The following is a 12635-nucleotide window of genomic DNA, read 5'->3' as shown; positions in this document are numbered from 1 at the left end:
GTACGCTTTGAAGTCAGAGAGAAAAGCAGAAATTATTGCAGTCGGTTCCGAACTTTTGCTAGGGCAAATTACGAATACGAATGCACAATTCATCAGCAAACAACTAGCTGAAATTGGTGTGAATGTTTATTACCACACAGCAGTTGGTGACAATCCAGAGCGTTTAAAAAGGGCCATTCAAGTGGCACAGGAAAGATCGAATTTTATTATCTTCTCAGGTGGTCTTGGACCAACGAAAGATGATTTAACAAAAGAAACCATTGCAAATACGCTCGATAAAGAGCTTGTGCTAAATGAAGAAGCATTTGAGTCTATTCAAGAGTACTTCCGTAAAACCGGACGTGATATGTCGCCGAACAACCGTAAACAGGCGCTCGTTCTAGAGGGATCTGATGTGTTCGTAAACCGTTTCGGAATGGCACCTGGTATGTTTATACAAGAGGGAGATACGTTTTACATTCTGCTCCCTGGACCGCCAAGTGAATTGCACCCGATGTTTGAAAACGAAGCGAAGCCGCTTATTTCTGAAAAACTCGGCCTAAAGGAAAAAATCGTGTCTGTTGTCTTGCGTTTCTTTGGCATCGGTGAATCTCAACTGGAAACAGATCTTGAAGATTTAATTGATGCACAGACCAATCCGACGATTGCACCGCTTGCAGCTGACGGGGAAGTGACGCTAAGGCTGACAGCCAAGCATGAGGATGAAAAAGAAACAGAGCGTCTGTTAAAAGAAACAGAAGCACAAATTTTAGATCGGGTCGGCGAGTACTTCTACGGATATGGTGATACATCTCTTGCCTTTGAAGCTTCAAAGGCCTTGCATGAACACGGGAAAACAGTAGCAGCGGCTGAAAGCCTGACTGGTGGTATGTTTTCAGAGTGGCTGACAGATCTCGAAGGGGCATCATCCATTTTAAACGGCAGTGTGGTTTGTTACACAAATCAAGTCAAGCAGCAAGTGCTGGGCTGCCGTGAAGAAACATTGTCTTCTCATGGTGCTGTCAGCAAAGAGTGTGCGTTAGAGCTCGCAGAAGGCGTTAGAAAACTGACGGGAAGCGATATCGGTATTAGCTTTACAGGTGTGGCAGGTCCTGAACCACACGAAGGACAGCCGGTTGGAAAAGTATTTATCGGGCTATCGACAAAAGATCAGACAGACGTGTTTGAATGGATGTTTACTGGCAGCCGATCAGGCATTCGCAAGCGTGCTGTGAAATATGGTTTGCACCACCTTCTCAAATTATTAAAAGAAAGTTAATTTTGGTTTTTATGAGGTTTACTCCTTTATAAAAGAGCGTTTTTTCTAATAGAAACAGCTCTTTTCTTAAATAATCTGCCAAGAAAAAATCGAATATGTGTTCGTTTTTTTCTTGGCAAATGACGTAAAACAAGGTATAGTATAGATAGTGGAATTGATAAAGGAGGAAACAATAGAATGAGTGATCGTCAAGCAGCCTTAGATATGGCTCTTAAACAAATAGAAAAACAGTTTGGTAAAGGCTCTATTATGAAACTAGGAGAGCAAACAGATACACGTATTTCAACAGTACCTAGTGGTTCGTTAGCACTTGATACTGCGCTTGGAATAGGTGGATACCCTCGCGGCCGTATTATTGAAGTATATGGTCCAGAGAGTTCTGGTAAAACGACAGTAGCACTTCATGCGATTGCTGAGGTTCAGCAGCAGGGAGGACAAGCTGCATTTATCGATGCGGAGCATGCGCTAGATCCAGTTTACGCTCAAAAATTAGGTGTCAACATTGATGAGTTATTGCTTTCTCAGCCGGATACAGGAGAACAAGCACTTGAAATTGCAGAAGCACTTGTTCGTAGTGGTGCAGTTGATATTGTTGTCATTGACTCAGTAGCTGCTCTTGTACCAAAAGCAGAGATCGAAGGAGACATGGGAGATTCACACGTTGGTCTTCAAGCACGTTTGATGTCTCAAGCACTTCGTAAACTATCTGGTGCTATCAACAAATCAAAAACAATTGCGATCTTTATTAACCAAATTCGTGAAAAAGTAGGGGTTATGTTTGGTAATCCTGAAACAACGCCTGGTGGACGTGCACTTAAGTTCTATTCATCTGTTCGTTTAGAAGTACGCCGTGCTGAACAGTTGAAACAAGGGAACGACATCATGGGGAACAAAACGAGAATTAAAGTTGTGAAAAACAAAGTGGCACCGCCATTCCGTATTGCCGAAGTAGACATTATGTACGGTGAAGGGATCTCGAAAGAGGGAGAAATCATCGACCTTGGAAGCGAACTAGATATCGTACAAAAGAGCGGGGCTTGGTATTCTTATCAAGAGGAACGTCTTGGACAAGGACGTGAAAATGCGAAGCAATTCCTAAAAGAGAATAAAGACATTCTTCTTATGATTCAAGAGCAGATCAGGGAGCACTACGGTTTGGATACAAACGGAGTGAAATCAACTGACGAAGAAGGACAAGAAGAATTGGAATTGAATGACTAAAAAGACGCTGAAAAGCGTCTTTTTTTTACAATTACATAACAGCTAGCGGGTCAAAAGTTCTGTCTTTGCTTGAAATAACGACTTACGCCTTAGTCTGACTAGCTTGACAAGTATTTCCGACACAATTACAATGGGAATGTATCACTTGTTTTTCTTAACATGATTGATAACTAATTTAAACTTGACAAGGGCAGTGAGGATCTCATTCCCTGTGAAGGCCCTGTATGTTGAGACACAAAACAATGTACATGCCGACACTTTATTTGTAAAACCAAGTTCATAGCAAGAGGAGGTGAAAATATGTCGCCTACGATGTTTACGATCATCTCCATTTTGCTGAGCCTAATCTGTTTAGTTGTTGGCTACTTTGTTCGTAAAACCATTGCAGAAGCAAAAATATCCGGCGCAAGAAACATGGCCGAACAAATTGTTGAGGATGCAAAGCGTGATGCGGAAGCATTGAAGAAAGAAGCACTCTTAGAAGCGAAAGATGAAATTCATTCGTTTCGTGTAGAGGCGGAGCAAGAAGTTCGTGAAAGACGTAATGAGCTTCAAAGACAAGAAAACCGTTTACTTCAAAAAGAGGAAAACCTTGATCGCAAGGACGAATCTTTAGATAAACGGGAGTCCCTGTTGGAGAAGAGAGATCATTCTCTGAATGAACGACAACAACATATTGAAGAGATGGAAAGCAAAGTGGATGATATGATTCGTTTGCAGAAAGCTGAGTTGGAGCGTATTTCTAGTCTAACTCGAGATGAAGCGAAACAAATCATTCTGGATCAAGTTGAAAATGAGCTTTCCCACGACATTGCAGTCATGACGAAAGAATCTGAAAACCGGGCGAAAGAAGAGGCTGATAAAAAAGCGAAAAACATTCTTTCACTTGCGTTACAGCGTTGTGCAGCTGATCATGTAGCTGAAACAACAGTATCTGTAGTCAATCTTCCAAATGATGAGATGAAAGGTCGTATTATCGGACGTGAGGGACGAAATATCCGTACGTTAGAAACGTTAACAGGTATTGACCTGATCATTGATGATACACCTGAAGCTGTCATCTTATCGGGCTTTGATCCGATAAGACGTGAAACAGCGAGGATAGCTCTGGACAAGCTAGTCCAGGATGGACGTATTCATCCTGCACGAATTGAAGAAATGGTGGAAAAATCACGCCGTGAAGTCGATGATTATATCCGCGAGATGGGTGAGCAAACGACATTTGAAGTCGGAGTTCACGGTTTGCATCCGGATCTCATCAAAATTCTCGGTCGCTTAAAATTCCGTACTAGTTATGGACAAAATGTCCTGAAGCATTCAATTGAGGTTGCACATCTTGCAGGTCTCATGGCTTCAGAGCTTGGAGAAGATGCAAAGCTTGCAAAACGAGCAGGTCTTCTGCATGACATTGGAAAAGCCATTGATCATGAAGTAGAAGGAAGCCACGTGGAAATTGGCGTTGAGCTTGCGACGAAATATAAAGAGCATCCTGTTGTCATCAACAGTATTGCATCTCACCATGGTGACCAAGAACCGACATCTATTATCGCTGTTCTTGTTGCGGCAGCCGATGCATTATCTGCAGCACGCCCTGGTGCAAGAAGTGAGACGCTTGAAAATTACATTCGGAGACTTGAGAAATTAGAAGACATCTCTGAATCTTATGAAGGTGTTGAAAAATCGTTTGCGATACAAGCTGGACGTGAAGTGCGTATTATGGTGAAGCCAGATTCAATTAATGATCTTGAAGCTCACCGTCTAGCAAGGGATATTCGTAAGCGGATTGAGGACGAGCTCGATTACCCTGGTCACATTAAAGTGACAGTTATTCGAGAAACTCGCGCAGTAGAGTATGCAAAATAGAGCGGTGCGCTTAGCGCCGCTTTATTTTTTTGTGTAAATATGCAACACTGATAAGAAGATCATTTTATAAGAGAAAGGGTTCAAAACGTATGAAAATATTATTTGTTGGAGATATCGTTGGTTCACCTGGCAGAGATACACTGAAAGAATACTTGCCAAAGCTAAAGAAAAAATATCAGCCACACTTTACGATTGTCAATGGAGAAAATGCGGCTCATGGGAAAGGTCTTACTGAAAAAATCTATCATGAGCTGCTTCAAGCTGGGGCTGATGTGCTCACGATGGGGAACCATACATGGGATAAAAGAGACATTTTCGATTTCATCGATGATGCACCCCATATTGTTCGTCCGGCAAACTTCCCGCAAGGTACACCAGGGAAAGGGCTCACTTTTATTAAAAAACAAGGTAAAGAACTAGCTGTCATCAACTTGCAAGGCCGCACATTTTTACCTCCGATTGACTGCCCATTTCAAAAAGTAGATGAGCTTATAGCAGAAGCTTCAAAACGTACACCGTTTATTTTTATTGATTTTCATGGCGAAGCCACAAGTGAAAAGCAAGCAATGGGTTGGTATACAGATGGCCGTGCATCATGTGTCGTTGGAACACATACACATGTTCAAACAGCAGATAACCGCGTCTTGCCAAAAGGAACTGCTTATATTTCGGATGTTGGCATGACTGGTCCTTATGACGGCATTTTAGGTGTTGATCGGGAAACGATTATTAAACGATTTAAAACGAGCCTTCCTGTCCGTTTTGAAATTGCAGAAGGCCGCACGACATTAAGTGCAGTGATCGTAGAAATTGACGAACCGTCGAAAAAAGCTGTCAAAATTGATCGAATTTTGATAAATGATGACCATATTTTCTTTGAATAAATATTCACATATTTATTTCAGAAAAATATTAATCAGAAAGAAGGAATATGCGCCCTCTATCGTGAATATAGTAAAAATGGTAGGTAGCCTGCTATTTTTGAAAAACATTTTGGGGATGGATTTTCAAAAAAATAGCAACATCTAACAAAGATTGTTCTAATGAACACTCACTTATCCATTGTAAATTTAAGGGGGAGCAAAAATGGAAATTTTAAAAGTTTCAGCAAAGTCAAATCCAAATTCAGTAGCAGGAGCATTAGCCGGCGTTTTACGTGAACGCGGTGCAGCGGAAATACAGGCTATCGGCGCTGGAGCACTGAATCAGGCGGTCAAGGCTGTCGCCATTGCAAGGGGATTTGTTGCGCCTAGCGGAGTGGATTTGATATGCATTCCAGCCTTTACTGACATTCTTATCGATGGAGAAGAAAGAACAGCAATCAAACTGATTGTTGAACCACGATAATTCTAATTTTATTATTTTCAACCTGCTTACATCATGTAAGCAGGTTGTTTTTGTTTACCGCTATACATTTCTCATATAACATATTTCTTTCACAAAATAGATAGAAAATGACATATTAGAGCTTGCATTTTTTCACCATGATGATAAATTAAGATTAAGTTGAAAATACTTCATCAAAAATAAATATTTAAGTAGGTGAAATAATGGTTGAAGCTTTTTTAAAAAGAGGAAAGCTTGTTTTTATTTTATTTTTTATCGTTCTCATTGCTGGAGGTTATTTGTTTACACAGCTTCCTAAACGAGAACTGCCAGAGTTTCAAGCGAATATTGTAACCATTTCGACTGTTTTCCCTGGTGCAGATGCAAAACAGGTAGAAAGTGATGTCACCAATAAGCTTGAGTCGGCCATTTCTGATATCAATGGTGTAGAGAAGACAAGCTCTGTTTCTGCTATTGGTTTCTCAAATATTGTGCTTGAAATTGATGATCAAGCCGATTTTCAAAAGGTGGCAAGTCAAATCAAGAGTGAAACCACAAATGCCGCCTCTTCTTTTCCAGATGGTGTGATGGAGCCAGATGTAAAGGATGAGTTTGGCAACGTGCCAGTTGGTTCTTATATGATTGTATCAAGTAATTCATCTGATTTAGCAAAAAGTCAGGAATCGCTGCGTGCGTTAAAAGAAAAAGTGGAGGACATCAAAGGTGTTGATGGAGTCGTCATCAAAGGGTTCAATGACAAACAAGCCATATTGAACTTGGATTCAAGTAAACTGGAGGATAACGGGTTAAACGTGACCGATGTCACAAATGCCATCAATCAAGAATTTGATACATCCCCTCTAGGTGACGTCCAGGCAGATGGAGAAAAGGTCAAGCTGTCCATTGATGCCTATGATCGTTTAGATCAAATCAAAAAGATTGAGATCTTCTCAAAAACGAGCCGAGAGCCTGTTACACTCGGTCAGCTTGGTCGTTTAAAAGAAGTAGAAAAAGAGAAAAGTGATATCGTTTCATATAACGGAAAGCCAGCCTATTCATTTACAGTCAATATCAAGCCAGGACTGGATATTCCTAAAATGTATGACAAAGTCAGTGCGGTCATTGAAAAAGAGAAAGAGCTGCCAAATGGTGTGGATTGGATAGACTACTATTCACAAAAAAGTGAAGTAGATGCTATTTTTAACGATTTAATCAAAGAAGCGATCGTGGCCGTCATCGCCGTCATTGTCGTCACCACACTTGGTCTAACCATTGGTGGTGCGTTTATCGTTTCACTTGCGATTCCGCTATCCATAACGATCGGAACCATCCCGCTGCCGTTTTTACAAGTGGACCTTAATCAAATTTCAATTATTGGCTTTATCATTGCGCTAGGGATACTTGTAGATGACGCCATTGTCGTCAACGATAATATTTTGAGGCAGATGAAAAAATACGAAAGTCCGCTTAAAGGAACAATTGCAGGTGTAAAAGAAGTGGCTGGATCCATTTTGACGTCAACACTGGCTGTTGTCTTTGCCTTCTTGCCGCTTGTTTTCCTTTCTGGTGCGAACGGTTCATTTATTCGAGCGTTACCGTCTGTTCTAGTCACAACTGTACTTGCGTCAATGGTCATTTCATTGACACTTGTGCCAGTGTATCAATATACAGCAAACCGAAAAAGAAAGAACAAGAAGATTCAAAAAGAACCGGGTTTTTTAGGCAAACCATTAAAAAGATTAGCTGATTTTTATGCAGATCGAGTACTGACAAACATCGTGAAGCGACCACTTCTCATTGGATTAAGTGGTTTGCTCGTTGCCACACTTGCCTTTTTGCTTATTTTCGCCACACCATTTGAGTTTTTCCCTGCGGCGAATAAGAAAGAGGTTGTTGTCACTGTGACACTTCCGAGTGAAACAACCTTAGATAAAACAAATGACACATTAGAGAAAATAGAACAAGAGATCAAACAGCAAAAAGGCATTGAAGAGACGGCCATTTTTGCAGGCGGCGGTGTGCCGAACTTGTTTAATGAAAGTATCTCAAACGCAAGTGATCATACTGGTCAGATTGTTGTCAGAGTTGACAATAATCAGATGACAAGCAAAGCATTGATCGATCGTATGACAGAGCCATTGCGAAAGAAATTTAAAGATGCTGATATCTTTATGAAAACCATTGTTCAAGGTCCGCCAACTGGAGCGCCTGTGACCGTCACTGTTGCAGGAGAACAATTTTCAAAACTCGTTGATGTGAAAGAGAAGCTCACAAAAGAAATGAAAGAAAGCGGAGCGAGCCTGATCACAGACGATGTCAATCAACCGGTGAAAACCATTTCATTTGAATTGAATCGTGACCGAATGGCAGAGGATGGGCTCACTGCTCAGTTTGTCAGCAGACAGCTTGGCCTTGTTACAGAAGGAATTCCATTAGGCACCTTTAAACAAGGAACAGATGACATCGACCTCGTAGTGAAACAAGACATGAGCACACATCAAAACGGACTGAAGCTAAAAGACATCAAGGTGCCTGTGAGTCCAAATGAGGGTGGCATGCCTCAACTTGAGCCGCTTAGCCGATACGTAAAGGAAAAAGAAACAGAGCAGTATGAAAGCATTCCGCATGAAAACGGGATGCCGACTATCACGTTAAAGGCATATCCTGGCACATCAGATACGTTTAAAGACGATATGACAGAAGTCATAAATGAAGTTGGGAAAAGCGATGCAGCGAAGAATTTGACCATTTCTCAGGGCGGAGAAAATGAAGATCAAACCCAATTCTTTATTGAAATTAGTCTCTTATTTGGGGTAGTCCTGCTGCTCATTTATGTGACCATCGCTTTCCAGTTCAATTCACTCATGCTGCCGCTTTTAGTTCTTGGAACGGTTTACTTAGCGATATCCGGAGCCATTATTGGACTATTTGTCACTCAAACGCCGTTTAGCTTTATGGCCACAATGGGGATTGTCTCATTGGCAGGTATTGTTGTCCGAAATGCGGTCGTTTTGTTTGAATTTATTGAACAGCGGCGCAAGCAAGGTCTCGATCAACAGGCAGCTGTGATTGAAGCGGGGAGAGCAAGGATTAGACCTATTTTGCTGACAGCATTTACAGCACTTGTCGCTCTTATGCCTGTTGCTTTAAGTAATGATCCGCTCTTTAAGCCGCTAGCGATCTGCATCGTATCAGGTGTCTTTTTCTCAACGATTCTGACACTACTGATTGTGCCGGCTTTATATGTAGCCGTTTCAAAAAAACGCTGACAACTTAAAAGCAAATCTCCGAATAAAAGGAGATTTGCTTTTTTTTTTTAGAAAAATATCTAAAAAAATATGTGGAGTGTTCATTTGTCTTCTCCTGAAAGACAGCGGTATTTACGTCTAAAATAAGACATGATAAGATCGGATTGGGAGAAGTTTTTTAACAAAGGGGTTGTACGTCATGTGTGGAACGATGAAAGCGATTGTTAAAAAAGAAAGCGCTTACGGAGCGGCGATGATGGAAATGCCGATTCCAGAAATAAGGAATCATGAAGTGCTTATCCAAGTAAAGGCTACATCGATATGCGGAACGGATGTGCATATTTATAATTGGGATGATTGGGCGAAGGGGAGAGTCAAAGCACCGTACATTTTTGGTCATGAATTCACAGGGGAAGTTGTCAAAACGGGGAACCAAGTCTCACGAGCAAAAGTAGGGGACTTTGTATCGGCTGAGACGCATATTGTCTGTAATCAGTGTTATATGTGTTTAACGGGTCAGCAGCATTTGTGCAGCGAAACGAAAATTTTAGGGGTCGACATTGATGGCTGTTTTGCTGAATATGTCAAAGTACCAGAACAAAATGTGTGGCATAATCCAGCTCAAATGCCAGTGGAACTTGCATCTATTCAAGAACCGCTTGGAAATGCTGTTCATACAGTTCTGCATACACCTGTTTCAGGAAAGTCAGTGGCGGTTTTTGGCTGCGGGCCCATTGGTTTAATGGCGATTGCGGTTGCAAAAGCCTCCGGGGCTGTCCAAGTGTTCGCTGTTGATAAAAATGAATACAGACTGGATCTTGCCCGTAAAATGGGTGCAGATCATATCGTGGATATCGGAAAAGATGATCCTGTTGCCATGATCAAGCAGCTCACGCGGATGGAAGGGGCAGACGTGATGTGTGAGATGTCAGGACATCCCGTTGCGATTAATCAAGCACTCGAAGCTTGTGCAAATGGAGGGAAAGTGAATATACTAAGTTTGCCAGAGCGGCCGGTAACCATTGACATTACGAATCAAATTGTTTTTAGGGGATTAACCGTGCAAGGGATCACGGGGAGAAAAATGTTTGAGACGTGGCGTCAAGTATCTGAACTTTTAAGAACGAATACCATTGATGTAAAGCCGGTTGTCACCCATACGCTGCCATTTGAAGATTTTGAAAAGGGATTTGAACTCATGAGAAATGGTACGTGCGGGAAGGTTGTACTGATCATGCCATCATATCAAAGGGGGACGAAATGATGAAAGAATTTACGTATTTACAAGATGAATTAGACACAATGAAGCAGCAAGGCACCCATCAAACACTGAAAGAAATCGATTCCAAACAATCTTCCACGGTGACATTAAATGAACAATCCGTCATACAACTCTCTTCAAATAACTACTTAGGTCTCACCTCACATCCAAGGCTGATGAAAGCGGCAAAAGAGGCGATTGATGAATTCGGTGCTGGAACAGGATCTGTACGAACCATTGCTGGAACGATGACAATGCATGAACGGCTTGAAAAAAAGCTCGCTGCTTTCAAAAAGACAGAGGCAGCCCTTGTATTCCAATCAGGCTTTACGACCAACCAAGGGGTCTTATCCAGTATTCTCACAAAAGATGATATTGTCATTTCAGATGAGCTGAACCATGCATCAATCATCGATGGGATTCGCTTAACAAAAGCAGATAAAAAAGTATATGCTCATTCTAATATGGAAGAGCTTGAGAAAATATTAAAGAAATCGATGAATTACCGCGTCCGTCTTATCGTGACAGATGGTGTGTTCTCAATGGATGGAGATATTGCACCGCTTCCTGAGATTGTAAGACTTGCAGAAGCATATGATGCCTTTGTGATGGTAGACGATGCCCATGCGTCTGGAGTACTTGGTGAAAATGGCCGCGGAACAGTGAATCATTTTCAACTTGACGGCAGAGTGCATATTCAGGTTGGCACACTTAGTAAGGCAGTTGGTGTGTTAGGCGGTTACGTAGCTGGTTCTGCCGTTTTAATCGATTACTTAAAGCATAAAGCAAGACCGTTTTTATTCAGCACCTCACATCCGCCGGCTGTCACAAGAGCCTGTGAAGAAGCCATTGAAGTGCTGTTAGACGAACCGGAGCGCATTGAAACACTTTGGGAGAACGCGGCCTATTTTAAAGAAAAAGTCATCGGTCTTGGATTTGAGGTGGCACCAACAGAAACGCCTATTATTCCAATGATGATTGGAGACGAGGCACTCACTTTCCGGTTTTCAAAAGCATTAATCGAGCGCGGCGTTTTCGCTCAAGGCATTGCTTTTCCAACTGTAGCGAAAGGAAAAGCGAGAATTAGAGCCATCATCACAGCAGAGCACACAAAAGAAGAGCTTGACCGTGCACTGACAATCATCGAAGAAGAAGCAAAAAAACTGAATATACTTAATTGAGAGAGCTGAGGCTCTCTTTTCTTTTGCGCTAATCTTTCCATATTTCATCAAATCTACCGTTTGTTATGTATAATGTATGTAAAAAGATCTATTGAGGTAAGTGGTGAGGCAAATGTTATTTAATAAAGAAGATTTTCATGAACAATTTTTAGATTATAAAAAGAATACAAATACGGATAAAGATCACCCTTTTCACAACTTATTTAACAAAGAAATTCCAAACAAGCTTCGTCAAGAATTACAAAAACTTGGTATGAGAAATTTGGATAGAATTGATATTAAGGCATCTACAGGACATGGGAAAGTTGCAGAGTCTATTTGGATCGCATTCCTAGACAAACTTTTAACTTTGAACCATAAAACAAACAGAACAACAACACAAAAAGGATTATATATAGTCATTTTATTTGCTAATAACGGAAAGGACTTTTATTTATCCATTGGATTAGGTACTGAAAATTTATCTCTGGAAAAGATTAAAGGTGAAGCGGATATATGGCGAGAGCGACTAAGACCTCAATTGAAGCATAGTCCTAATTTAAATGGGTTTGAAACAGGTGACTTTTACCTAGGAGAGTCTGATAGACCAATAAAGTATGCAGCAGGTTCATTGGTATTTAAAAGGTATAACATCGATACACTAAATCAACAAGAATTTTTAAAAGATATATACACTTTGAATGAATTTTTTTATGATTTTATTTTCGAAGTATACTCTAATCCGGATATTGTGATGGACACAAAAGATAAAAAAAGCAAAAAACGAAAAAGAATCATTCATAGAGATGTTTATAAACAATTAAGAGAAGAAAGGTCAAAGCAAAACGAAGAGACAGGTAGAATAGCAGAGAAATTTGTTTATTATAAGGAAGTAGAGCAATTAAAAGCAATAGGACGGGACCAATTAGCGGAAGCTGTCGATTGGGTAGCTGAAACAGAAGATGGTCATGGATTTGATATCAAATCTTATTACCCCGATGGAAAAGAGAAGTATATAGAAGTCAAAGGATCTAAACTGACTCACCATGACTTTCCATTCTTCTTATCTGAACAAGAAAGAATCGTAGCAGAAGAAGAAAAAGAATCATATGTAATTACTTTAGTTGAGAGTGTCGGTACACAGCAGATGAAGATTGTTAAAGAAGTACAAAATCCTTTAGGAAAAGACGATCTCCATCTGAAGCCTACTCAATATTCATGCAAAATTCGTGTGGATTGAAAAGTGTGGACACATATGAATTTATTTTCAATTCACGACAAAATAGTCTATACTGTAG

General features: G+C 40.7%; 9 protein-coding genes. All 9 read left to right on the top strand.

From position 1 onward, the window contains the following. Positions 1–7: 7 nt before the first annotated feature. Positions 8–1258: a competence/damage-inducible protein A gene (locus ACRRMM_RS05830; RefSeq protein WP_269380204.1), complete on the top strand. Its 1251-nt coding sequence runs from the start codon at positions 8–10 to the stop codon at positions 1256–1258. A 177-nt stretch (positions 1259–1435) separates the two neighbouring features. Further along, positions 1436–2479: a recombinase RecA gene (recA, locus tag ACRRMM_RS05825; protein ID WP_007499478.1), complete on the top strand. Its 1044-nt coding sequence runs from the start codon at positions 1436–1438 to the stop codon at positions 2477–2479. A gap of 300 nt (positions 2480–2779) precedes the next feature. Continuing rightward, entirely contained in the window at positions 2780–4342 is a 1563-nt protein-coding gene (rny, locus tag ACRRMM_RS05820; RefSeq protein WP_003211958.1) for a ribonuclease Y, read from the top strand. An 89-nt stretch (positions 4343–4431) separates the two neighbouring features. Beyond that, positions 4432–5226 carry a TIGR00282 family metallophosphoesterase gene (locus ACRRMM_RS05815; protein ID WP_019744184.1) on the top strand — a complete coding sequence of 265 codons (795 nt, stop codon included), beginning with the start codon at positions 4432–4434 and terminating at the stop codon, positions 5224–5226. 202 nt (positions 5227–5428) lie between these two features. Continuing rightward, positions 5429–5689 carry a stage V sporulation protein SpoVS gene (gene spoVS, locus ACRRMM_RS05810; RefSeq protein WP_003211281.1) on the top strand — a complete coding sequence of 87 codons (261 nt, stop codon included), beginning with the start codon at positions 5429–5431 and terminating at the stop codon, positions 5687–5689. Positions 5690–5892: 203 nt separating this feature from the next. Then, positions 5893–8937, top strand: coding sequence for an efflux RND transporter permease subunit (locus tag ACRRMM_RS05805; RefSeq protein ID WP_428828941.1), 3045 nt, complete (start codon positions 5893–5895; stop codon positions 8935–8937). Positions 8938–9115: 178 nt separating this feature from the next. Further along, positions 9116–10180, top strand: coding sequence for an L-threonine 3-dehydrogenase (gene tdh / locus ACRRMM_RS05800; RefSeq protein WP_046526668.1), 1065 nt, complete (start codon positions 9116–9118; stop codon positions 10178–10180). Then, the gene (locus ACRRMM_RS05795) at positions 10177–11358 is read left to right on the top strand and encodes a glycine C-acetyltransferase (RefSeq protein WP_155923899.1); all 1182 of its coding nucleotides are present in this window, start codon (positions 10177–10179) and stop codon (positions 11356–11358) included. Before tdh ends, ACRRMM_RS05795 begins: the two co-directional genes overlap by 4 nt. A gap of 112 nt (positions 11359–11470) precedes the next feature. After that, positions 11471–12577 carry an MrcB family domain-containing protein gene (locus ACRRMM_RS05790; protein ID WP_052320347.1) on the top strand — a complete coding sequence of 369 codons (1107 nt, stop codon included), beginning with the start codon at positions 11471–11473 and terminating at the stop codon, positions 12575–12577. Positions 12578–12635: the final 58 nt, after the last annotated feature.

This window comes from Bacillus sp. XT-4 (genome assembly GCF_050864245.1).
In the GTDB taxonomy this organism is placed as follows: domain Bacteria; phylum Bacillota; class Bacilli; order Bacillales; family Bacillaceae; genus Bacillus; species Bacillus altitudinis.
This window is presented reverse-complemented; position numbering and strand designations above follow the sequence as displayed.